The sequence below is a fragment of the Streptomyces sp. NPDC057950 genome, from assembly GCF_042887295.1.
GTDB classification, from domain to species: domain Bacteria; phylum Actinomycetota; class Actinomycetes; order Streptomycetales; family Streptomycetaceae; genus Streptomyces; species Streptomyces kaempferi.
The window spans coordinates 546,783-569,465 of the sequence record NZ_JBHVPP010000001.1; the positions used below are offsets into that span (position 1 = coordinate 546,783).

The 22,683-nt window shown below is 69.6% G+C and carries 21 protein-coding genes; 9 read left to right on the plus strand and 12 right to left on the minus strand.

Going from position 1 to position 22,683, the window contains the following annotated elements; genetic code table 11:
- Window positions 1-97: 97 nt before the first annotated feature.
- Window positions 98-568 (minus strand): VOC family protein, encoded by a 471-nt coding sequence (locus ACFVTC_RS02480; protein WP_390123107.1) that lies wholly within the window; start codon window positions 566-568, stop codon window positions 98-100.
- Between the two features lie 418 nt (window positions 569-986).
- Here ACFVTC_RS02480 and ACFVTC_RS02485 point away from each other — a divergent pair, with 418 nt between their 5' ends.
- The gene (locus tag ACFVTC_RS02485) at window positions 987-1,928 is read left to right on the plus strand and encodes a helix-turn-helix transcriptional regulator (RefSeq protein ID WP_390123109.1); all 942 of its coding nucleotides are present in this window, start codon (window positions 987-989) and stop codon (window positions 1,926-1,928) included.
- A 150-nt stretch (window positions 1,929-2,078) separates the two neighbouring features.
- Here the strand turns inward: ACFVTC_RS02485 and ACFVTC_RS02490 are convergent, their stop codons facing one another.
- The gene (locus ACFVTC_RS02490) at window positions 2,079-2,630 is read right to left on the minus strand and encodes a TetR/AcrR family transcriptional regulator (RefSeq protein ID WP_390123111.1); all 552 of its coding nucleotides are present in this window, start codon (window positions 2,628-2,630) and stop codon (window positions 2,079-2,081) included.
- A gap of 110 nt (window positions 2,631-2,740) precedes the next feature.
- On the opposite strand from ACFVTC_RS02490, the gene ACFVTC_RS02495 reads away from it, so the two are divergent.
- The gene (locus ACFVTC_RS02495) at window positions 2,741-3,751 is read left to right on the plus strand and encodes an NADP-dependent oxidoreductase (RefSeq protein ID WP_390123113.1); all 1,011 of its coding nucleotides are present in this window, start codon (window positions 2,741-2,743) and stop codon (window positions 3,749-3,751) included.
- Between the two features lie 713 nt (window positions 3,752-4,464).
- A complete protein-coding gene (locus ACFVTC_RS02500; RefSeq protein WP_390123115.1) occupies window positions 4,465-5,412 on the plus strand; it encodes a lamin tail domain-containing protein in 948 nt (315 codons plus the stop codon).
- A gap of 540 nt (window positions 5,413-5,952) precedes the next feature.
- Here ACFVTC_RS02500 and ACFVTC_RS02505 read toward each other — a convergent pair.
- From ACFVTC_RS02505 to ACFVTC_RS02520, 4 genes are all read right to left on the minus strand, one after another.
- Complete coding sequence (locus tag ACFVTC_RS02505) at window positions 5,953-6,552, minus strand: hypothetical protein (protein WP_390123117.1); 600 nt, start codon at window positions 6,550-6,552, stop codon at window positions 5,953-5,955.
- A gap of 475 nt (window positions 6,553-7,027) precedes the next feature.
- On the minus strand, window positions 7,028-7,720 hold the full coding sequence (locus ACFVTC_RS02510) for a DUF4259 domain-containing protein (RefSeq protein ID WP_390123745.1): 693 nt from the start codon (window positions 7,718-7,720) through the stop codon (window positions 7,028-7,030).
- A 90-nt stretch (window positions 7,721-7,810) separates the two neighbouring features.
- The gene (locus tag ACFVTC_RS02515; protein WP_390123119.1) at window positions 7,811-9,253 is read right to left on the minus strand and encodes a serine/threonine-protein kinase; all 1,443 of its coding nucleotides are present in this window, start codon (window positions 9,251-9,253) and stop codon (window positions 7,811-7,813) included.
- A gap of 406 nt (window positions 9,254-9,659) precedes the next feature.
- A complete protein-coding gene (locus ACFVTC_RS02520) occupies window positions 9,660-10,955 on the minus strand; it encodes an SH3 domain-containing protein (RefSeq protein WP_390123121.1) in 1,296 nt (431 codons plus the stop codon).
- Between the two features lie 207 nt (window positions 10,956-11,162).
- Here ACFVTC_RS02520 and ACFVTC_RS02525 point away from each other — a divergent pair, with 207 nt between their 5' ends.
- On the plus strand, window positions 11,163-11,948 hold the full coding sequence (locus ACFVTC_RS02525) for a peptidoglycan DD-metalloendopeptidase family protein (RefSeq protein WP_390123123.1): 786 nt from the start codon (window positions 11,163-11,165) through the stop codon (window positions 11,946-11,948).
- 76 nt (window positions 11,949-12,024) lie between these two features.
- Here the strand turns inward: ACFVTC_RS02525 and ACFVTC_RS02530 are convergent, their stop codons facing one another.
- The gene (locus ACFVTC_RS02530; RefSeq protein WP_390123125.1) at window positions 12,025-12,819 is read right to left on the minus strand and encodes a serine/threonine protein kinase; all 795 of its coding nucleotides are present in this window, start codon (window positions 12,817-12,819) and stop codon (window positions 12,025-12,027) included.
- A gap of 450 nt (window positions 12,820-13,269) precedes the next feature.
- Here ACFVTC_RS02530 and ACFVTC_RS02535 point away from each other — a divergent pair, with 450 nt between their 5' ends.
- Window positions 13,270-14,193 (plus strand): hypothetical protein, encoded by a 924-nt coding sequence (locus ACFVTC_RS02535; protein ID WP_390123127.1) that lies wholly within the window; start codon window positions 13,270-13,272, stop codon window positions 14,191-14,193.
- 104 nt (window positions 14,194-14,297) lie between these two features.
- A complete protein-coding gene (locus ACFVTC_RS02540; protein ID WP_390123129.1) occupies window positions 14,298-14,720 on the plus strand; it encodes a peptidase inhibitor family I36 protein in 423 nt (140 codons plus the stop codon).
- On the opposite strand, the gene ACFVTC_RS02545 is transcribed toward ACFVTC_RS02540, so the two are convergent.
- The 3 genes from ACFVTC_RS02545 to ACFVTC_RS02555 form a co-directional block, all read right to left on the minus strand.
- Window positions 14,704-15,357: a DUF6461 domain-containing protein gene (locus ACFVTC_RS02545; RefSeq protein ID WP_390123131.1), complete on the minus strand. Its 654-nt coding sequence runs from the start codon at window positions 15,355-15,357 to the stop codon at window positions 14,704-14,706. The two genes, ACFVTC_RS02540 and ACFVTC_RS02545, sit on opposite strands and share 17 nt — an antisense overlap.
- A 244-nt stretch (window positions 15,358-15,601) precedes the next feature.
- On the minus strand, window positions 15,602-17,308 hold the full coding sequence (locus ACFVTC_RS02550) for a methyltransferase (RefSeq protein WP_390123133.1): 1,707 nt from the start codon (window positions 17,306-17,308) through the stop codon (window positions 15,602-15,604).
- A gap of 75 nt (window positions 17,309-17,383) precedes the next feature.
- Window positions 17,384-18,547 (minus strand): 4-hydroxybenzoate 3-monooxygenase, encoded by a 1,164-nt coding sequence (locus tag ACFVTC_RS02555; protein ID WP_390123746.1) that lies wholly within the window; start codon window positions 18,545-18,547, stop codon window positions 17,384-17,386.
- Between the two features lie 493 nt (window positions 18,548-19,040).
- Here ACFVTC_RS02555 and ACFVTC_RS02560 point away from each other — a divergent pair, with 493 nt between their 5' ends.
- Window positions 19,041-19,475, plus strand: coding sequence for a VOC family protein (locus ACFVTC_RS02560; protein WP_390123135.1), 435 nt, complete (start codon window positions 19,041-19,043; stop codon window positions 19,473-19,475).
- Between the two features lie 292 nt (window positions 19,476-19,767).
- Complete coding sequence (gene ltaE, locus ACFVTC_RS02565) at window positions 19,768-20,907, plus strand: low-specificity L-threonine aldolase (RefSeq protein ID WP_390123136.1); 1,140 nt, start codon at window positions 19,768-19,770, stop codon at window positions 20,905-20,907.
- 86 nt (window positions 20,908-20,993) lie between these two features.
- Here ltaE and ACFVTC_RS02570 read toward each other — a convergent pair whose 3' ends face one another.
- Window positions 20,994-21,518, minus strand: coding sequence for a hypothetical protein (locus ACFVTC_RS02570; RefSeq protein ID WP_390123138.1), 525 nt, complete (start codon window positions 21,516-21,518; stop codon window positions 20,994-20,996).
- Window positions 21,519-21,859: 341 nt separating this feature from the next.
- On the opposite strand from ACFVTC_RS02570, the gene ACFVTC_RS02575 reads away from it, so the two are divergent.
- Window positions 21,860-22,168 carry a hypothetical protein gene (locus tag ACFVTC_RS02575; protein WP_390123140.1) on the plus strand — a complete coding sequence of 103 codons (309 nt, stop codon included), beginning with the start codon at window positions 21,860-21,862 and terminating at the stop codon, window positions 22,166-22,168.
- On the opposite strand, the gene ACFVTC_RS02580 is transcribed toward ACFVTC_RS02575, so the two are convergent.
- On the minus strand, window positions 22,142-22,381 hold the full coding sequence (locus ACFVTC_RS02580) for a hypothetical protein (protein WP_390123142.1): 240 nt from the start codon (window positions 22,379-22,381) through the stop codon (window positions 22,142-22,144). The genes ACFVTC_RS02575 and ACFVTC_RS02580 overlap by 27 nt on opposite strands.
- Between the last annotated feature and the right edge of the window lie 302 nt (window positions 22,382-22,683).

Below are 22,683 nucleotides of genomic sequence, written 5' to 3' on the forward strand. Positions count from 1 at the left end.
GCGTCTGCCGATCCCCGCAGCCGGACGGCGCCAGGGCCCGCGGCACCGCACTGGGCCCTGGCCGGCGGCAGCTTTTGGGCGGTAGCTTCTGGGATTTTCAGCGGCCGGGCTGGCGCTGCGTGATCTCCTGGAGCACCCAGCCGTTGCCGTCCGGGTCGCTGAAGGTCAGGAAGGAGCCGTAGGAGGCGCGCTCGGGGTGCGGGCCGGCCAGACGCTCCTGGCCGGGGGACCGGTGGGTGACGTCCCCTTCCTCGTGGCCGTGGAAGAAGAGGTTGGCGTCGTGGAAGATCTCGCTGACTTCGATGCCGCGGCCGACGAGTTCCGCGTGGGCTTCGTGGATGTCGGAGACGATGAGGTACAGGCCCTGGAGCGAGCCGGGTGCGATGGGTGTCATCCCCTTGCCGAAGATGATCGAGCACTCGGAGCCGGGCGGTGTGAAGTGCACAGCTCGGAAGTCCTCGCTGGCCGTGTGGTCGACGTCCAGGCGGAATCCGACCTGCTCGTAGAAGGCCTTGGCCCGGTCGATGTCGGAGACGGGCATCACGATCATTTCGAGCTTCAGTTCCATGGGGATGTCCTTGTTTCTTGACTTCGGTGGAATATTCCCGATGCGTCGCCAGAGTGGCGAACGGGGTTTCGTGCCTTGGTCGGCCAGGTCGGTGAGGCCCGCGGGCTTCGTGGTGACCTGCAATCCAGAGAACCAGTCGGAAAGGCGCCTGTGGGCGGTCAAACAGGTCTGTCTCGGTCATGGTCTGCTGATACAGGTACTGCCAGGCCCCCCTTTCCCTGTCACTGAGCAACCGCCCATGCACGACGCGGCTCGATCCTCGTCCGGCGGTGCGGGGGACGGTTTCACTCCACCTTTTCAGAGAGACCCTTTCAGGGATCTCCCATTTTTAATGACTAGGATTGAGGATTGACTTATGTGGGGTAATAAATCCACGGTGCGTTTGCCGGAGCGGCGCGTTGAGGGCTAGCCTCGATATATGGGCACGACGTCGTCCGGTTCAGATGACAACAAAGAGCTGAGCGATTTTCTGCGCTCGCGGCGAGCCCGGGTGACTCCCGGGCAGGTCGGGGTCACACCGGGGGCGAGTCGTCGTGTTCCGGGACTCCGGCGTGAGGAGGTCGCGCTCCTCGCCGGATTGAGCGCGGACTACTACATCCGCCTGGAACGCGGGCGGGTGGCCAACGCCTCGGAAGCGGTGCTGGAGGCCGTAGCCCGCGCTCTGAGGCTGGACGATGTCGAGCGTGCCCATCTGTTCGCCCTGGCCAGGCCGCAGTCCGTGGCCAGGGTGAGTCGGCCCGCCGTGCCGTGGCGAGTGCGTCCAGGTGTGTACGCGCTGCTCGAGGTTCTTCGGGACATTCCCGCCATGATTCTTGACGGCCGCATGGACGTTCTTGCCGTGAACCGAATGGCCTGCGCGATGTATGTGGATTTCGATGCCCTGCCGGCCCGCGAGCGAAATCTGGCGCGTTTTATATTTCTCGACCCTGCGGCGCGTGAGCTATTTATTGACTGGGACATGGCCGCCCGGATGGTCGTCACAGGTTTGCACCTGTACGCGGGTCGCCATCCGAACGATCCGCGGCTGACCGAGCTGATTGATCAGCTGTCGGCCGTGGATGAGGACTTTCGTCGGTGGTGGGCCGCACAGGATGTGGAGGAGTACTCCCACGGCACCAGGCATTACCGGCACCCCCTGATCGGGGAAGTCACCTTGGACTATGAGTCCCTTGTCTTTCCCGGTGATCCGGACCAGTGGCTGTTCGTGAGTACAGCTCAACCCGGCTCCCCGTCTTCTGAAGCCTTGAGAACCCTCGCCGACCGGATCGGTGACCTGGACACCGCAGGACCGGCAGGTTCTGTGGGAAAGTCCGGGCAACCGTCCGACCGGCAGTTCCAAGATCACCGGGAAAAGGGTTGACGACACCGGTTCAGACGTCGCCCGAAGGCGTCCAGGCAGGGAGTTCAGAGGCCGATACCCATGTTGATCTCGCTGGCGGACGCGGCGTCGATCCGATCTTGCCGAACGTGCGCGGGCGGCCGAGTTCGCCGGTCAGCCCGCGAGACGGTTTCAGTTCGGGCGCGTCATGATCGCGCTCGCGACCACGTCGAAGAGGTGATCGGCGCGTGGTGCGAGCGCGTTTTGATCACCGAGCCAAGCGAGCGCCTCCACCAGTGCGAACAGGTCGGTGCCGTCGATGTCGGTCCGTGCCAGGCCCGCGGACTGGGCGCGGGTGAGGAGACGTGCGCCGGCTGCGCGCAGGGTGACGCACGAAGCGTGGAGTGCGGACTCGGTGTCCTCGATCGCGGCGGCCATCAGTACGACCGCGCCCCGGTACTCGGTCGTCCACGCGACGCAGTCGCGTAGCCATGAAACGAGGGCGTCGTCGGGGGAGTCGGACGTCTCGAGGGCGCCTGCCTTGGCGGTCAGTTCGTCGAAGCTCGTGTGGAGCAGGGCATCGAGCAGCGCCTCGCGCGTCGGGAAGTGCCGCAGCAGTGTCGCGAGTCCGACATCGGCCCTGCGTGCGATGTCCCGCAGTGACACGTCGACGCCCTGCTCGCTGATGGTGGTGCCCGCTACCGCGAGCAGGTGCTCACGGTTCTTCCTGGCGTCGGCGCGCATCTGTCCCCCTTGACTATCCGGATCAGTGGTCCATATATTCGGATCAGCGGTCCGGATACATGGACCACTGATCCGAATGAGTCTATCCGCAGCGCGGACAGGAGAAGACGATGTCGATACAGACGATGAGGGCGATCCGGCTCCACGGGCACGGTGGCCCTGAAGTCCTGCGCCACGACGAGGTGCCGGTTCCCACGCCGGGGCCGGGGGAGGTGCTCGTCCGCGTGCACGCGGTCGGCGTCAACCCTCCCGACTGGTACCTGCGTGACGGGATGTCCAACCTGCCTCCGGAGATGAGGCCGAAGTTCAGTCTGCCCGCGATCCCGGGGACGGACCTGTCGGGCGTCGTCGAGGCCGTCGCCGCGGATGTGGCCGGCTTCTCCGTCGGCGACGAGGTCTTCGGCCTCCTTCGCTTCCCCGGCTTCGAGGGCAGTACCTATGCCGAGTACGTGGCCGCGCCCGCGTCGGACCTCACACTCAAGCCCGCCGGCATCGATCACGTCCACGCGGCCGGCGCGCCCATGTCCGGCCTCACCGCGTGGCAGTACCTGATCGAGCTCGGGCACGATCACCCGTCGCCCTTCCAGGCGGCGCAGCATCGCCCGGTGCCACTCGACGCCCGTTCGACGGTGCTCATCAACGGCGCCGCGGGCGGCGTGGGGCACCTCGCGCTCCAACTGGCGAAATGGAAGGGCGCACGTGTCATCGCGGTGGCGTCGGGCGCGCATGAATCGTTCCTGCGCGAGCTCGGCGCCGACGAGTTCATCGACTACACCAAGAGCCGCCCCGAGGAACTCGTACACGACGTCGACCTCGTTCTCGACGCCGTCGGTGGCCCCGACAGCAAACGGTTCCTGCGCACGCTCAAGCGCGGCGGCTCCCACTTCCCCGTGTTCTTCGGTGAATTCGACGAAGAAGAGAACGCGAAGCTGGGCGTCACCGTCACGGGCACCACGGTCCGCTCGAACAGCGCGCAGCTCGCCGAACTAGGACGCCTGCTCGATACGGGCACGGTCCGCGTCGCGATCGACAGTACGTTCGCACTCGCGGACGCCCGGGCCGCGCACGAACGCGCCGCCCGAGGACACATCCAGGGCAAGCTCGTGCTCACGGTCGCTTAGCCGCGATGTGGCAGCGGGATTGGGCCGCCTCTGTCCGGGGTCCCGGGTGGCGGCGACGTTCAGGTCGTCGTTTGCCGCCGATCTTGGGATCAATCCGGAGACGCTGAGGAACTGGGCCGGGCGGCTGGAGTGAGTAGGCCCCCGGGACGTCGCACGCGGGAACCGGCCCAGCCAGGACCGCACCCCGGAGACCCACCTCGGCAATCTGCGCATCAGCGGATACATGGGAGACCCGCTCGGCTGCCTGATTCGGCAACCGGACAGGTGCCCCGCCGGCCCGGGGTCCCTGGCGCCGTGCACGACCGCATCGAGGTTCCGAACGTGGCGTGAATACGAACACTTGATGAGCTATCGGTCGATTATTCGCTGATTGGTCGTATTTGTCTGTTACGCACCGAAGGGCACTCTGGCAGGTGATGGGCGGTTGGCCTGGCGGGGCGGGCGGTTACCTGAAAACGCTTTCCCCGTAATGGTCAAGGGATGGATGTATCCGTCCGTGAACTGGGCATGGGGGCCTGCGGGGTTGGTTGAGTGATGCAGTCGAGGGTCACGGAAATATCCGCATACGGCAACAGGAAACGGCGCAACTCCCATCGGGTCGGGCGGGCGGCCAGGCTGTGGGTCCTCGGCATCAGCCGGGATCCGCACACCGCCCACTCCGGCCGCGCCACGTGGTCGGGGGTGGGCCCCCACCTCACAGGGGAGCACTGTTGATGTCCTCTCGTTCGATCTCCCGCATCGCCGCCGCGACTCTGGCGGCGGGCACCGCGCTCGGCGCGTCCGCGCTGCCGGCCTCCGCCCAGTCCAGCCCCCACCAGGCCGTCGCGTACCGCTCGAGTGTGGTGATCAGCGGCGTACAGGCCGACTCGCCGGGCTTCCGCGACCGCTCCAACCACTCCTTGAACCGGCAGTGGATCGACGTCACCAACACGTCCCGGCGCAGCGTGAACCTGTACGACTGGACGCTGTCCGACGAGGACGGCCACACCTACACGTTCCACCACTACCGCCTGGGCGGGCGTGCCACCGTCCGCGTCCACACGGGCATCGGCCGGGACACCTACCGCGACGTCTACCAGGACCGCCGCAACCGCGTCTGGGACTACCGCTCCGACACCGCCACGCTGCGCAATGAGCGCGGCCGGATTGTCGACGAGGTGACCTGGGGCGGCCGTCACTTCCGTGACCGCGACGGCTGGCGCTGGGACGACTTCGGTAGCCGCCACTTCCGTGACGGCCGCCGCTTGAGCGACCTCGGCGGCCATCACCGCCGTGACCACAACGGAGCGCACCACGGCGGCCAGGGTGGAGCGCCCCGAACCGGCGGCCAGCATGGCCACCAGGGCCAGGGCGGTCAGAACGGCCAGCACCAGGGTGGTCAGCACCAGGGCGGTCAGGGTCAGGCCGGTCAGGGCGGTCAGAACGGCCAGCACCAGGGTGGTCAGGGGCAGGGTGGTCAGGCTGGCCAGGGTCAGGGCGGCCAGCACCAGGGCGGTCAGGGACAGGCCGGTCAGGGTGGTCAGGCTGGCCAGGGTCAGGGCGGCGGCCAGCACCAGGGCGGCCAGGGACAGGGCGGCCAGGGACAGGCCGGTCAGGCTGGCCAGGGTCAGGGCGGCGGCCAGCACCAGGGCGGCCAGGCCGGTCAGGGCGGCCGCCACTGACCCCGTCTCCCGGGTGACCGTGAAGCCGGTCACCGACTACTGACTGCTTGGCGGCGCGCTGCGGCTTACGGCCTCTGCGCGCCGTTTCGCGTGATCGGTGTCCGAAAGATTCTCGCCTGCTGTCTCATGCTCACCCCGGGTTCTCGCGGCGTGAGGTGAGGTGAGGGGCCGAAGCCACAGAGGGTTTGTCCGACATCCCGCTCCTGAGCGGACCGACGACTTCACCGATAAGCCCGCGTACAACTGTCTCCGCCCACCCGGGTCCTGTGCCGCGTTGCTGCAGGTGGCTACAGGGGTCGGGCTCGCCGGGGACGCGCCGTCGCGACGCGATCCCGCAAACCACCTCGCTCGACGCGCCCTGCTCCCGCACGAGGCCGGCGCGCCTGATCGGCGGAGTCGCGAAAACGCTCCGCAACCTGTGTGGGTCGCGCGGGGCGGAGCGCCGGCACCAGCGCCCCGCCCTGATCGGGTCAAGCCGTGTGCAGAAATCGGGCGGTGAGTGAGCAGCCGTCAGCGTGCGTTCTGCGGGCCGCTGTCGGCTCAGATCGTCGGTGTGTCGTCGATGGGCTCGTGGTGCGGTTCGACGATGAACTTCCAGCCGGTGCTGGGCTCCATGAACCGCACTCGGGTGGGGTAGATGTCCAAGGCGCGGCGGTCGCGGTTCTGGCCGCCCGTGTTCTTCCGTCCGCGGGCCGGTTCTTCGAACAGGTCGACCTTGACGTCCGGCACCGCCACGACTTCCTCGTTCCAGCGCTGGACGATTCCCGCGCCGAACGCTTCCCTCGCGGCGGTGTAGAGCGACTCCAGAGATTCCATGTTCCCGTTGGGCACGAAGAGCGCGAGGTTCAGGAGGACACCGGCACTCTGGAGAACCTCGATTTCTTCCCCGGCTTCGTCGGCAACCCAGATCCCGCGCTCTTCGGCGTTGTTCGGAAGAACAGGAATCTCCTTGCCGAAAATGGTCCTTGCGGTGAAAGACCCTCCATCGAAATACTTACCCGGCTTCGTGAGGAAAGCCGGAGCGAAACAGTCGAGAGAAAGGTCGTCCAGATCTGCCGAGACGAAGATCTCGTCCTGGAGGCCCAATTCTGAAACTTCCTCGTTCGTAAGACGTCGAGCTGTGACCTTTTCGGTGTTCACGCTATTTCTCCTTCTTCGTATGGCCACGGACGGTCCGAAGAACCGCTGGATCCGATGCTCGTGGCTCGGTCAAGGCTCCACCGGCAGACCTGGGTTGGGGCCGAGGCCGGTGGTGCCGGCGGCTGAGCGCGTTGCTCGAGATCGCCGCCCCGGACAAGATCCCAGACACGGGACCCGGGCGGCAAATCTTCGTGGGAAAGGCGAAGGTGACGGCATCGTCTCCGGACACCGCGAGCTTCCCGACCCGCCCCTCTGTTCAGGACACCCGCCCACGTAGACCTGTGGAGCTGTATCGGTTTGTCAGTATTGATTTTCGACGTGGATGTGTCAGCGCCTGTAGTTCTGACAACGGCCGGTTGGATCGCGTGAGCGGTCGGGAGGCTCGGCCGCCGCTGACTGAACGCCTCGCGAAGTCGTGAACATATGCGGTCCGTTCTCGGGTTCTGGCTCAACTTCCGTACGGAGTGACGCTTCGTCATGGCTGGACGTCGAAGAGAGCGATGGAAGGGGGGCGGCGGGACAAACACTGTACGAAGGTGTGTGAGTACGGTCTGGCGCCGCTTCCGGTCCTCCGGATCGACCCACTTCGAGGCCGGCCCTGTTTCGGCGCCTGCGATGCGGGCGAGGACTTCGTCCGCGAGCGTCCGAAGGTCGGAAGGGAACACGAGCGCCGGCGTTTCGGGCCGTAGGGCGTGCCGACGACAGGTTGGCCTCCCGGGCATTGCGCCGCGACGAGTGCGGCGGCGGCCACCGCCTCGTCCGCTTCCCTGGGACAGCCCGTGGCCACGACCGTCCGGACGAGGACGCCTCGCACCAGAGCCTCACATGCCTCGGGCTCGGCGTCATCGAGAGTGTTGCCGAAGTCCGCGGCTGTGTCGTTGCCGAAGGGACCGATGTCCCAGGTGCCCATACTGATCTCCTTGCGTAAGGTCTCCCGGATCCTCGCACCAGGCACTGACAACGCGCCTACGCAGCGAGCAGGACTCGTTCGCGTACCTGTTCCACCAGTCGGTGTTGCGGGAAGCGGCCGGGATCGGGAAAGCGCCCATGGACGAACGGACGGCCGGCGCGGACTCGACGGCGCGCAATGCCCGGTTCTCGCCGTGCGCTGCCCGAACCGACCAGCACTCCAGGACAGATCGCCTCCCTGGACCTCCGCCGACGACATCGGCTCGGCGGAACCCGCCACGAGTACCCACACGCCGCCTGAGCGGACTGGACGACGGACGGGCACCCGCAGTGTCCCGGTCCGGACCGTTCAGGGAGTCCCGGCACCCTGCTTGACGTCGCTTGCGCAGGTGGGCAACGAAGCGGGCTCGTGTCGGGTGCGGACCGCCGGGAACCAGGCGTGTCCGGACGGCTCTTCGGCGACCTTCACCCGATACCAGCGTGTGGAGCCCACACCGGTCTCGTCGGCCACGCGCTCTCCCTCGTACAGCACGCAGTCTGCCTCCAGCACGTCCCCGTGCCAGATCCGATGTACGGAGACATTGCCCGACTTGTACTCCTCGCGCGGGTTCAGAGCCAGGCCCATGCTGCACGTGCTCAGCCGCTCGGTCTGTTTCCGGCACGGGGCCTCGACGTTGAACACGGTGATCAGCGCGGTGGGCCCGGCCTCCCCAACGTTGCCTGTGTGCCGGCCCGCAAACCACCACCAGCCCCCGGTGGTTCCGGCAACAGCGAGGACAGCGGCTGCCAGGACCACGGAGACGGCGAGACGCCCGGGCCTGGTGCGCCGACGCGGTCCGGGCGTGAGGGACGATTCACGGGCCAGGGCCAGCAGGCGGTCGGCGGAAGCCGGGGAACGGCTCGCATGGTCGCGGGCGAGGCAACGGGTGACGAAGTCCCGTCCGGTTGTGTCGAGAGCGGGGTGCAGGCGCAGCGGGGCTCTTCCCGAGGCGTACTCCTGGACCGCTGCCGCGCGCGCCCCGGCGGTGGCGCCAGGAAAGGGGAGGGATCCCCCGGTGAGGATCTGGTGCGCGGTGACACCCAGCGCCCAGACATCGGCTGTGGGACGTACCGGGATCCCGTGCTCGCCGATCCCTTCCTTCCAACGCTCCGGCGGCAGGTAGTCGGGCGATCCGAGGGGCGGCGCGTAGCCATGGGTGCCGTCCACGCGCGAGACCAGGCCGAAGTCGGCCAGCCGGACCGAACCGTCGGGCATGAGCAGCACGTTGGCGGGCTTGAGATCGCCGTGGACCCAACCTTCGGCGTGGAGGTGGGCGAGTCCTTCGCAGATCTGCGTGATCACCCGGTCGGCGTCCACGAGCGGTTCACTGTCCGTTGCCGTGTCCAGCCGTTCCTGCAGGCTGCCGGTGGCGCGCTCCATGACGAGGACGACCGCGCCATCCAGATCAGGCCGGTCCTCGTCGGTCACCACCAAGGTCTCCAGGACTTTGATGAGCCGGTCGTGGGCGGCGTTCTGACTGAAATCGGCCTCGCGCCGGGCCAGTTCGCGCCACTGACGGGAGCGGTACGGCCCGAGGGCGTTCGTCACCACGAACTTCAGGGCCACCTCGTCCGGTGGAGGACCGGCCGTCCTGCTGCCGAGTTTCCCGTCCAGGGCCCGGCGTGCGGCGTACACACTGCCCCAGTTGCCGGACGCGATGGGGGAGACCACTTCCCAAGGCCCTGTCCGGTACCCCGCCGGCACGGAGACCGCCCAGCCGTCGGCCGCTTCGCCCTCGTGCGGCTCGGTCACGCCGAGACCTGCGCGGCTGCGTCCGTCCTCGCCTGCCCGCTCCGCGCCGTACTGCCCCAACGGTCCTGGTACGCGCCGCCGTTGAAGTCCCGCGGCATCGATGGCTCCGCACCGGAAACGAGAGAACCCGGCCCCGCGAAAGCGGGGGCAACCGCTCTCGCGGGGGCGAAAGTACGTGTGCGCAAGGTCATGTTCCTGTCAGAGAATGAGGCTTCGGCGACGTACGATGCGCGTGACGGGGAAAGGCTAATGCGCGTCGGGCTCTTGTGGGCGACAACCGACACGATTCGAAAGTCTGTAGAGCTCTGGGTCTGAACGACTGTTCCCGCTGCGCCCGGTGGCAGTCGGCTCGCCGCGGGACGCGGCGGCCCGGTCATCCGTGGGGTGGTCCGGGAGGGTGGCGGGGTCAGGCGCATGGGTTGGTGACGCCGCCGGTCTCGTCGCCTTTCAGGTAGATGCCGCTGACGTAGCCGTTGCCGCCCGCGTTGAGGGGGAGGAGGACCCATTTGTCGCTGGTGATGCCCTCGGCGGTCACGGTCTGTCCGGCTACCCAGCACTGTGCCGGGTAGGACTGGCCGGCGTACACCCTGCTGACGATCGCGCACGAGGTGGACGCGCAGGAACGGACATTGGCATCGGCCCACGCCGTCACCGTCACACCCCCACCCCCGCTGCCGCCGTCCGGCATGAAGGTGACGTCCACCCAGTCGTTGTCGGTCATGCCGAGCCCGTCCCGGAAAGTGCCGTCCGCGAGATCGATGCCGGCCGGATTGGCGACCTGCCGGCCGAACTCGTCGAGCCCGCCGTTGTAATAATTCACGTAAGCCGCCTGAGCCTCGGGGGTACCCTGCGCGAGGTCCTGCCACATCTCCCGCTGTGCGGGCGGATTCCAGTAGTCGTCGCGGGTGTTCCAGGGTCCGACGTCCCACACGGGCGCGGTCTCGCACCGGCCCTCGAAGCACACACGCACCTGGTACTCGTGTCCGCCGTTCGTCGCCAGCATCCGTCGCGAGGGCAGAGCCACGAAGTGGTCGCGGGACCGGATGACGTGGCCGTTGGCGGTGGTCTGCCCGGTGAGGCCCTCGCGGGTGGCGAAAAGCCGGTAGGTGGCACCGGACGAGGCCGCGGGCACGCCGTCCTGCGAGGTCCGCCGCGGTGCCGGCTGGTCGGCCGCCGCGGTGACGGTGACGGCGTGGACGGTGGGTGACGGTCCGTCAAGGATGCCGTACAGGGTGATCCGGGCCTGGAGGAGGGAGACCGCCCGGGGCAGCCGGACCGCGCCGCCGCCGTCCGTGGCCCGCCACTGCGTCCAGACACCCCGTCGGTCGCTGCCCCGGATCTCGGTCAGCACGCGGGTGCCGACAGGCACCTCCGCCTCGGTCCGTACGGTGAACACCGTGAGTTCCTGGCCGAGGCTTCTGCTGGGTGAGGTGTACACGGCGTGGGAGGCGCCGGGCGCCGACACCGTCCGGCGCCCGCTGTCCTTGACGGTCATCCCGTCCGGGCGGGCCGCGACGTTGCCCCGCCCGGCCTCCGGCCCCGTCAGGTCGAAGCGCCAGCTGCCAGGTCGTTCCGGGCCCCGCGCCGCGGCGGGCGCCGCCACCAGGCCCGTCATGAGGAGCAGCAGGCTCAGGATCTGTGCCACCCGCAGCGGAGTGGGCCACTTGGCACGTATCTCGACACGTACGGATGCGCCACGCACGGGTTCCCCCTCCGTGGATGCGGACGACGGTCCAGGACCAGGAATACCGGCCTCGCGGGGCGCCGTCTCTCCGCAACCTTCCGGATGCCCCGAGGGGCGACCGCGGGTCTAGGGTCCGTGCGTCGGACGGTCACCCCGCAGAGGGCGGGCCGCCCCCCCGAACCGGACGGCTCGTCAGCAGCCGTCGACTCATGGGAGGAGTTCCACGTGCGAGTCGGTCGACGAGGAGTCAACCTGCGAGTCGGTCTGCCGGCCGCGGCCGCCCTGCTGCTTCCGATCGTGGTGGCCGCGCCTGGCCAGGCGGCGGTGAACGGCCGCACGGCCGCCGTCGCCTACGCCGGCTCCTGTCCCGCGGCCGGCGTCGTCACCCAGGGGTACAACAGCACCCACGACGGCGTCGACATCGCGAACGCGCTCGGCACCCCCATCCACGCGGCCGGCGCCGGCCAGGTCATCGACTCCGGCCCGGCCCAGGGATACGGCCAGTGGATCCGCATCCTGCACGCGGACGGCACCGTGACCGAGTACGGCCACATGTACGAGCGGGATGTCTCCACCGGCCAGCAGGTGTCGGCCGGCCAGCGCATCGCCCTGATGGGCTCCGAGGGTGACGCCACCGGCGTCCATCTGCATCTGCGGGTGCGGGTCGGCACCTCCACCACGATCCGGGGGATCGACCCGGTACCGTACCTGCGGGACCGCGGGGTCGGCCTGCCCTGCACGCCTGGCGGGGGTGGGGGTGTGACGGTGACGGCGTGGGCCGATGCCAATGTCCGTTCCTGCGCGTCCACCTCGTGCGCGATCGTCAGCAGGGTGTACGCCGGCCAGTCCTACCCGGCACAGTGCTGGGTAGCCGGACAGACCGTGACCGCCGAGGGCATCACCAGCGACAAATGGGTCCTCCTCCCCCTCAACGCGGGCGGCAACGGCTACGTCAGCGGCATCTACCTGAAAGGCGACGAGACCGGCGGCGTCACCAACCCATGCGCCTGACCCCCGCCACCCTCCCGGACAGGTCGTGGCGGACCGGCCCACGGGTCCCGCCGGCCCTGACCTACGGCGAATCGGCTCATACGCGGCCACCGGACGGTGCCGGCAGCGGGAGACCGGGGGCACGGGACGGCAGCAGCGACAGGTGCTCCTCACGGACCAGGCCGAAGCGCAGCGCGACGCCGACCACCGCCTCGCGCTTGCCGGTGCGCCGCGCGCCACTGCCCGGGACGGCGGTGTCCCGCAGCCCGCGCACCCGCAGCTTCTGTTCCGCCAGGTAGTCGATGTGGGCGCTGACCGCCCGCGCGGTCAGCCGCGTCAGCGCCGGGTGGGCGCGGATACGTTCCACGACCTGTGGGGTGGTCGGCACGGAGACGTCCGACGCGTCCCGCAGCCTCGGTTCGCAGAGTGCTACCAGGACGAAGAAGTACGTGGCGGTCTCGTCCAGGGAGTAGGCAGGGAGTGTGCGGGTGCCCCAGGCGCCGGCGGGATCGTCCGGGTCGAGGTAGACGTGGTCGGGCGCGAAGACCTGGAAGCTCACCGTGGAGCCCAGAGTAGGCAGCACGACGCGGGCGAACTCGAACGGGATGGGCGCCCCCGACCGGCGGGGCGCGATCCGAAGGTACTCGCCGGCCCCCTCCGGGTTCTCGACCAGATAGCTCTGCGTGGTCGAGTAGTTGCTGAGCTGCCAGTGGTCCTCGGTCACCCGGACCTCCCCGGCGAGCCGGGAGACGGCGGGGTCGGGCAGCAGCAGTTCTACCGGACGGGCCGTCGAGCCCCGGCCGAAGCGCGCGGCCTCGCCAGGGTCCAAGTGCAGGGTTTTCGCCGGCTCCGTGCCATGCGCCGACGGCAGATGAATCACTATGCCGCCCATCGGCAGCGTCCCCTCCCGTCACGGCCGGTCCCCGGCTGCCAGGCATGCTAGTCCCAACGGGTGCCCGAGCCGGCTCGCTTGCGCACGATGGCCGGATGACGCCGGTAGGGGGGAGCGCCCGCCCGACCGGGGACCGGCGCGTGGGGAGGCCGCACCGGGCAACCGGGGTCGTGCTCCATGCCGGAGGCGTGCGGAGGCGCGCGCAGGCAGCGGCCAGGCTGCTCGCCAGTCCCGCGGAGCCGCCGCCCACGACCGGGGCGGGTTGCGCCGTACCCCACGGGACCTCGGGGTGTCACTCCGCGAACTTCCGGATGACGCCCTCGATCTCCCGTGGATACGTTCCGCAGCGTCCGGTCGGTCTTGCGCGCTCGATCGGCGTCACGAGCTCCCTTTGGCCCGCGGAAGGTTGTCCGCGGTGGCGGGCCACTACCGACGACACGAGGAGTTCCGATGAGCAGAAAGGCTCGGTTCTGGGCGCTTGCGGTGACGGGCCTGTTGCTCGTCACGGCCTGCTCCGGCGCCGACCGGCCGTCCGCGTACGCCGGCGGCCGGCTGCGCACCGGGCTGACCGACGCAGAGCGCACGCTGCTTGGCCAGGCCGAGCAGCGGCTGATCACCGAATGCATGCGGGACCAGGGCTTTCACTATCAGCTCGACCCGGACCCACGGGCGGGCGAACTGGACGCGCCGGAACGGCGCTTCGGCCTGGACGACGTCGCCTGGGCACGTAGGCACGGCTACGGTCTGGCCGAGGCGGCCGCGTCCGGTGACCGGGAAGGGAAAGCCGCGGCCGCGAAGGGTCCCGAGGCGCGCTACATCGCTGCCCTCCCGGCGCCGCGCCGAGCCGACTTCGACCGTGCGCTGAACGGCACCGACCGCGCCGCGATTGTCGTCCCGGCGCCCGGCCGCGGCGAGATCTTCACCAGCGCCGACGGCTGCCAGGCGGACGCCCGCCGACAGCTCTACGGTGATCTCCGCAAGTGGACCGAGGCCAAGGCGGCCGTGTTGAACCTCGAATACACCACCTACGCCGACGTGGTGGCGGAACCGCGGTACGCCAAGGCGCTGGCCGACTGGCAGGCCTGTATGAAGTCACGAGGGCACGACTATCCGAGCTCCTCCGCGGCCATCGGCACCGTGGCGAAGGAGAACCGGTCCGACACCGCCGTGGAGGCCCGGAGGCGAGAGGTGACCGTGGCCGTCGCGGACGCCGAGTGCAACCGTGCGGCCGGCCTCGCCAGGACCGGTGCCGGGCTGCAGCGGAAGCATGTGCGGGAGGCCGCGCGTCATGAGTTCGCACGCCAGACCCGCTACTACACCCAGGCGGTCGCCACCGCGCTCGGCCGAGCCCGCTCCGTCGTCGGCTCCGGCTGAGGCCGCACCGCACCGCCCCGTCGAGCTCGCGCGCCCGGCCGCCGTCGGCGGGCGCGGGCCTCCGGCGCCCGCCGGAGGAGGACCATCACCAGAGGGAGAACCGCATGCGTACCACCAAGCGTGCCGCGTTGGCGCTGGCCATGGCCGCCGCCATGACCCCGTTCGCCGTCACCGCCGCCCATGCGGGGGGCACGACCCCCACCTACAGCCAGCGCGACCCCGGCACCTGCCCGCGGTCGTACCTGTGCGTCTACAAGGACATCAACTACGGTTCCGGCAATGTCGGGATCGCCAAGTTCCAGTACGACAACACGATCTGGTCGGACACCGTCAACGCGTACATGGCCCACCAGGACTCGTCCTGGTTCGACAACGGCACCGGCACCTCGTACAGCTCCGTGGTGGTCTACGCGGACAACGGCTACGGCGGTAACTCCTTCTGCCTGGACGCGGGTTGGGGCAACACCTGGGACGCGGTGGCGAACGACCAGGGCGAGTCCAACAAGTGGATCAAGGGGACCTGCTGACTCGTACTCCGCGCTGAGCCGTCAGCGCCGCTCGCGCCGGCCCTTCACCGGTGCGAGCGGCCGCGCACTCGGCGAACCGGCCTTGCCCACCCTCCAAGTCCTGGCGTCTGCTGCGGAAGTTCGGCTGCGTTGTCGAGCAGACCTTCGCCCTGCTGCACCGGATCAAGCGCCTGGCCGTGTGGTGGGAGACACCTCGACCTCCACAATGCCGTCGTCTCGCCGGGGTGGCCTCCGCGCGCTCGCTGGTTACTCGCCTGCCTCGTGCGGCGAACGATCCGTGGCCCGCGAATCGTCGCAGGTGATCACCGGCGCGTTCGCCTTCGCCCGTACGCGGTCCGACGCCGTCGCGATCTCCTCGTAGGTCCATTCCCTGTGCAGGCGCTCCCCCTGGGCATCGGTGAGCGTCCTGTAGGAGGGATTCGGTGACGCGTATGCCGGTGAGCCTCTCGGCCAGAGCGAGGACCGCCGCCTTCCGGTCGACCTTCCGGTCGACGTCCGGGGCGTACTCGTCGTGCTCCCCGTCGGAGGTCAGGGGGAGGCCGACTTCCCGCAGCACCTCGGGTCGCGCCGTCGAGTCCCTGTCAGCAACCTGATCCTGCCACGAGCTCTCAGCGGCGGCAGTATCCGGCGACCGCACCCTTCACGGGGGCAGGTCTCCCCGATGCCGACAGATCCGGCCCGTCCTCAGCAGCCGAGTTCTTCGGGTCGCGGGGGCCGACCCTCACGATCGGCAAGACGGCGCTGTCCCTACCCGGCTGTACCCGGCTGGGCCCGACTGGACCCGACTGGACCAGGAGGGCTCGGCGGCGGCGGTCAGGTCGGGGCTGCCTCGGCAGACCGCGCGCAGAACCGCGCGCTGAACTCGGATCATTCCGGAGCACTCACGAGCCGGACCTCGCTCCCGTGTTCGTCGACCCGGTCTTGCGGACGTGCAGCACACTGCCGTCCAGGGGCAGTGGCGTCCGGTCCACCAGGGTGAGGCCCGCGTCGGCGAACAGTCGGGCGTAGTGGTCTGCGCGCCGTTCGCGGCCGCCCACGTTGCACATCATGTGCAGGTCCCAGGCCGTTGCCAGTGAGGACGAGCCGTCGGCGGGCAGGACGCGTTCGACGACGAGCAGATCGGCGGTGTCGGGCATCGCGCGGGCACAATGGCGCAGGATCTCGCGGCAGCGGTCGTCGTCCCAGTCGTGCAGCACGCGGGACAGGAGGTAGACGTCGCCGCCCGCGGGTACCTCGGCGAAGTCGCCCGCGCGGAAGGTGCACCGTGCCGTGTGGCCGGCCGCACCGAGGAACCGGCGGGCGGTCTCCATGGTGTGCGGGCGTTCCAGCAGGATGCCGTACAGCCGGGGGTGTGCCGAAAGGATTCGCCGGAGCAGTTCGCCGTTGCCGCCCGCGATGTCGACCACGGTGCCCCCTTCGGCCGCCGCGATGAGGACCGGGTGGGTGGGCAACGGGTCGAACATACGTGAGCCGGCGGCCATGGAGAGGTCGAAGAGTTCGGCCAGCTCGGGATCGCGGGCGAAGTGGTCGAAGTGGTTCTCGCCGAAGCGCTGCTCGAAGGCGACCTGTCCGGTGAGCACGGTGTGCCCGAGTCCGGCGAAGGACTCGTAGAACGGCCCCCCGTACATCAGCGCCAGCGGCCGCATCGACCCTTCGGCGTCCGCGCGCAGCAGGCGGCCGGTGTCCGTGAGCCGGAATCCGTCGCGGTCCTCGCTCACCACGCCGAGCATGGCGAGATAGCGCAGCAGGGTGGCCAGGTTGGGCGCGAGTGCGCCGACGTCCCGCGCGAGCTCCGCCACGCCGACGCCCCGTTCCTGGTGCATCGCATCGGCCACCCCCAGCCGCGCGAACGCGGCCAGGGCTTGCGTCGTCCACGCCCCGGTCAGCAGGCGCAGCAGGGACTCGGCGGGCTGCCGCTCACGGTGCTCGTCGAGGTGGGCGGCCAGGACGTCGCGGTGGTCGCCGGGGACGTACAACTCCACGCGCTGGTACGCGGCCTTGGCCGCGGCGGGCGCGGTGAAGTAGAAGACGGTGCCGTTCTCGTGAGGGTTGTAGCCGCCGCCGTCGGGGGTGGCGCCGTACTGTCCGAAGGCCGCGCACAGGCCGCGCAGCACCAAGGGGTCCGGTGCCTCGACCTCGAAGGCGACATGTGCCTCGTGCTGCCGTTCCCGCTCGTGCGCCGCGACCGGGGCGAGGTCCGACCCCGGCGGCACGGTCAGCGCGAACACCTCGACCGTACGCCGCGCCCCGTCCAGGCACTGCACCGCGGGGCGCAGAACGCCGACGTCGAGCTCCGTCTCGCACCGCTTGTGCCGTAGGGCGAGGCGCTTGCGTACGACGACGCTCGGCCGTGGCGGCGCGTCGGCGGCGAGCCCGCACTCGGCGAGCGTGGCGTCGAGCGCCGCCTGGTCGGGCGGGAAGACGAGCAGCGCCGCGTGCGAGAAGTCGCAGCGCTCCACCAGCGTCCGCAGCTCCGGGCCGTCCAGCCCGGGAAGCAGGAGCGGGAGCAGCGTGGCGGTGTCCTGTTCCTTGACGAAGTCGACCGTCGCGCGCAGGCGGGACGTATCGCCCGACAATGCCGTGATCATCGCGGGGGATCCTCATTCCGGGGTTCGGATGAATGCGTACGGATGTACGCGGGTGCGGAGCGTGGGGGCGGCGGGCTATACGCCGACGTAGTTCTCGGCGAACCAGTCCTGCTGGCTGCGCGAGGTGCGCAGCGAGGTGAGGCGGGAGCGGCGCAGGGAGTTGTGGAACAGCGATTCGCTGTCCGCGCCGCTCGGGCCGTGCAGCAGCCCGATCATCCAGTGCGAGAACTCCTGCGCACGCCAGATGTGCGTCAGACACCGCGCCGAGTAGGCGTCGAGGCCCTCAGGGTTCCCGTTGGTGAGGTCGTCGATCAGGGCGCTGGCCAGGACCGCGGCTTCGAGGACCGCAAGATTGGCGCCTTTCGCGGCGGACGGGCTGATCAGACCGGCGGCGTCGCCGACGAGGAACAGCGCGCCGTGGCGCAGCGGTTCGAGCACGTCGGACTCCAGGTCGACGACGGAACGCTGCACGACGCGCCCGCGGCGCAGGGGGCCGTACTCCCGTGCCCGCATCCGCAGCTCCAACTCGTCCCAGATCCGCTCCTCGGACCAGGCGGCGGCGGGGGTGCCACGCTCACATTGCAGGTAGTAGCGGGTGACCTCGCTGGTGCGGGCCATGTGTCCGGCGAACCCGCGCTCGTGCACCGCGTACCCGACGGCGTCCAGGCTGGGCGGTGCCTCGGCGAGCAGACCGAGCCAGGTCACACCGTGATCGCGGCGGTGGCGAACCGTGCCGGCCGGCAGTGAACGCCGGGCCGCGCCGTGACGCCCGTCGCAGCCGGCCACGTACCGGGCCTGCCACAGGGCGGGCCGCCCGTCGGCCTCACGCACGACCACCTCGGGCCGCTCGCCGTCGGCGGCGTGCACGGCGACCGCCTCGGTGCCGAAAAGGATCTGTCCGCCGTGGTCCATATATCGCGTCAACAGGTCAGTGACCAACTGTTGTTGGGGGTAGACGGTGTGCGGCTCCCCTTGACCGAGCCCGCTGTAGTCCAGTCGGAACCGACCGTCCTCGGTACGGAACTCGCAGGTGCTGTGGATCTCCCCGTGCCGTCGCAGCCCCTCGGCGAGACCATGCTGCTCCAGGATCCGTACGGTGTTGGCGGCGAGGAACCCGGCACGGGCCCGCGTTTGCACATGGGTGCGCTCGGCCCGCTCCAGGACGACGCAGTCGCTCCCCCGGTCCACAAGGATGTTGCCGAGCACGAGCCCTGCCGGCCCTGCCCCGAGGACGATCACACCGGTCGTGTGGCCGTCCGGTCGCCGTCGACTCTTCCCGTCTGTCACGGAACCAGATACTAAGTGGCTCAAAATCTCTGCTCACACGGAAATCACCTGAATGCCCGGTTCGAATCGCAAATCGAGGGGTGTATCCACTTGTGGCTGGTCAGGCGGGATACGGCCGTCCCGGCTCGGCCGCTACATGAAGGACGGGACGCCCCGTGCGGACACGGTCGACGAGCAAGTGGTCGCCCGACGTGTTGGGCGCGGCGGAGTTCCAAGTGACGGGCCTGAGCGGGCTGTCCGGTGTCTCCCCTGACCAGCGTTGGGGTCCCGAAAGGCGGAGTCCTCGCGCCACGCCCGCGCCCCATCCACGCCGACGCGGTGGCCCACCCACGCGCCAAGGCGCAACGGGCAAGGCCGGGTGACTTCGTCCGCGCACCGATGAGTTCCGCGGGCCCGGCCGGTCCACCCCGTCGTACACCACCGAACCTCGGACTGGAGACCCACCATGGCCACTCCCGCACACGCCGGTCGCATGCTGTTCGTGAACATCCCCGTGGCGGACATCGAGCGCAGCAAGGCGTTCTTCGCGCGGCTCGGGTTCAGCTACAACCCGATGTTCACCGACGAGACCGCGGCCTGCATGCTGGTCGGGGAGCACGCCTCCGTCATGCTGCTCAGCCACGAGACGTTCGCGAAGTTCGCGAAGCTGCCGATGGCCGACCCCACCACGCACACGCTGGCGCTCTACTGCTTCAGCGTGTCGGCCCGCGACGAGGTCGACTCGGTCGCGGAGGCCGCGCTCGCCGCGGGCGGCTCCGAGGCGGACGGCCCCGAGGACCACGGCTTCATGTACTCACGCAGCTTCTTCGACCTCGACGGGCACGGCTGGCAGGTCATGTGGATGGCTCCGCCGAGCACCTCGGACGGTTCCGCCTCTTGAGGACTCGAGGGCTTGAGGGCTATAGGGCTTTGGGGCTTGAGGAGGGGATCTGGGCCTCTCGGCGCGAGCACTGGAGCGCTCTTCTGGTCTGGAGGCGGTCGGTGTGGGACCGGGGCGGGCTTGTGACCGCGGGCGCTCGACGGGTTCGCGCGGGGCGGGGTGGCGCGGGGACCACCGGTCCGTCCGCCTGGCGTACAACCAGTGGGGCGCAACGCCGCCGCCTGCGCGGGGACCACGTGATCGTCGTCCCCCCGGGCGGTCACGGCCCCTCCACCCGTGGCAGAGTGTGCGTGTGCCGACCACCGATAGCGCCCGCGCCGCTGACCCCGTCGATGTCTCCCACGCCGAGGACGAGGCGGGTGCCGCCCGTGACGAGCCCGGTCACCGCATCGATCTGCGCAGCGACACCGTCACCCGGCCCAGCGAAGCCATGCGCCGGGCCATGGCCGAGGCCGAGGTGGGGGACGACGTCTTCGGTGATGACCCCACGGTCAACGCGCTCGAGGAGCGGATCGCCGGGCTCCTCGGATTCGAGTCCGCGCTGTTCGTTTCCTCGGGGACACAGAGCAACCTGTGCGCTCTGCTGACCCACTGCGGTCGCGGAGACGAATACATCGCCGGTCAGATGGCCCACACGTACCGGTGGGAAGGTGGCGGCGCAGCCGTGCTCGGAGGCATTCAGCCCCAGCCGCTGCCGCATCGAGCGGACGGGACGCTGGACCCGCAGGACATCGCCGCGGCTGTGAAACCGGTCGACCCGCACTTCGCCCGAACCCGGTTGCTCTGCCTGGAGAACACCGTCGGTGGCCGGGCTGTGTCCATGGACTACCTCAAGACGGCCACGGGGATCGCCCGGGACCGTGGACTCGCCACGCATCTTGACGGGGCGAGGCTGTTCAACGCCGCGGTGGCCGGCGGGGACGACCCGTACGACCAGGCACGACGGATCGCCGGTCACTTCGACAGCGTCTCGGTCTGCTTCAGCAAGGGACTGGGAGCGCCGGTCGGTTCGGCGCTCGTGGGGTCCCGGGAGTTCGTGACGGGCGCGCGACGCTGGCGCAAGGTTCTCGGTGGCGGGATGCGTCAGGCGGGCGTCCTGGCGGCCGCGGCTCTCCACGCGCTCGACCACCACGTGACCCGGCTCGCGGACGACCACGCGCACGCCGCGCTTTTCGCCGAGGGTCTGAAGGGCGTGGAGGGGCTGACCGTGGATCCGAGCGGGACCAACATGGTCTTCGCGAAGCCCGCTCCCGGCCTCGACGCCGACGAGGTGAGCGCCCGGCTGGAGCGCCGTGGCCTGCTGTGCGGGGCATACCCGGGCCAACTGCGCTTCGTGTTCCACCTGGACGTGACGCGCGGCGACGTGGAACGCGCGGTGGGGATCGTGCGCGAGACCGTGGCCGAAGCGATCGGCGGGCCGGCCGCGGGCTGACCGCCCCCGCTCCAACCGTGGTGGGCCGCTCGGGTGGTCACCGGCTCAGGTTGCTTGCGTGGGCGGGCTCAAGAGCGCCCCGTTGTTCAGGCCAGTGCCGGGGTGGGGCCGGGACGTGGGGTGAGCGCCTCCAGCCGCTTGATCTTCTTCCGTACGACGTACAGGGGGATCACCCCGAGGAATCCGAAGGACATGTCGATGACTGTCCACCAGAAGGGAATTCCGCGGAGCGGCCCGCAGATCAGCGCGAGCGGCACGATGCCGGCACACGCGATCATGCCGAACTCGACGACCCAGATGTTGCGGACGGGGTCGCGGTACGGCCCGTAGAAGGCCACCGCGATCACGAGATGGGCGAAGGCCAGCCAGTCCGTGCCGTACAGCAGGAAGGGGTACTCGGCGTCCGCGGTGTCGAGCCCGCGGCGTACGCGCTCGATCCAGTCCGTCAGGGCGGGCAGGTGCTCGGGCACGGACAGGGACCGCAACAGGTCCTCGGTCCAGTGCAGTTCGTGCACCAGGGGGAAGGCCGTGGCGCCGCTGAGCACCAGGCAGACGATGAAGAAGACCAGCCATGCGCGAATGCCCTTCACCAGGGCGGCTCTGTCGCTCATGGCATCAGCGTACGCCCCGAGTTGAACATGTTCAAAACTGATTTCCTCGCAAGAGTGGCAGATTTCGGACCGCCGCCGCGGGGACGCCGCAGCAACCGGACCCCGCGGCAACCAGTGCCATGGCGGGACGAGTTCGTCGCGGACCTCGTCGTCGGGGAAGGCGGCCAGGTCGAAGGCGTGGAGGCTGGTTCCTGGCCCACTCGCGGGGGCGGAAAGCGACGATCTCCTCGACCCGTTGACGATCCCGGCGCTCCCTTGGAGTCGGCTGCCCGTCGTGTCGGGTCGTCGGGCAGCGCGTTCCTGAACCGCCTGCGGAACAGGCGGTCTGCCATGCTGCGTCAGTGACTTCACATGGCTCCGGCAGGAAGGCGACCGATGTGTGGTCGCTGCCCGAAGACCAGCAACTCATCGGGCAGCGCATCAGTGAAGCCCTGCCGCTGTCCGGCTGGCTGTGCAGTCATCCCGGCCCGAAGGGCCTCCATCAGGTGCATGCGCATCGCTCACTCGAGGAGGCCCTGAACTGCGGTGGTCGGCAAGCGTTTCTGCTTCTGCCGGAAGGGGCTCAGACACCAGACGATGTCCTGGTCGGCGGCGCAGTCGCCCCCAGATCCGACATCGGGCACTCAGCCGTCGTCCAGTTCCTCTGTTGACGCCGCATTCAAGACCGCGACGGCGAAGTCTTCGAAGCCGGGCGTCTCGCCGTGCGCTGGTTCGAGCAGGAGGTCGGGCCCGAGCGACACCAACTCCTGACGGAGGAGACGAACCTCGTCTGGAATGCCCTGCGAGCGGCGACCCGGCCCGCCAGTGTCGAGAGCGCGCAGGGCCGACGAATCTCCGGCAGAAGGATCGGCCTTGCCGCCCATGACCTCGTGACCAGCAGCGGGATGCTGCTGACACGAGGCGGTGTCGAACGTCTACGGCTGGCCGCCGCAACCCCCTCCGGTCGATTGCGGAAGAGGCTTTAGCGGTGCGCGAGCGTTGCGCATGGGCTGCGCAACGCTGTGAACCGCACATGGCTGTGCGCCGGCGGCACGTCTCGCCTGCCCCCATCCGGACCGTCAGTGTCCAGCCGCATCAGATCCGTGCCGCCCCGTACACGCCGGCGGCCCCGCCCGGGGGGCCCCCCCCCCCCCGGCGCCCCCCCCCCCCCAACCCCCCCGCGGGC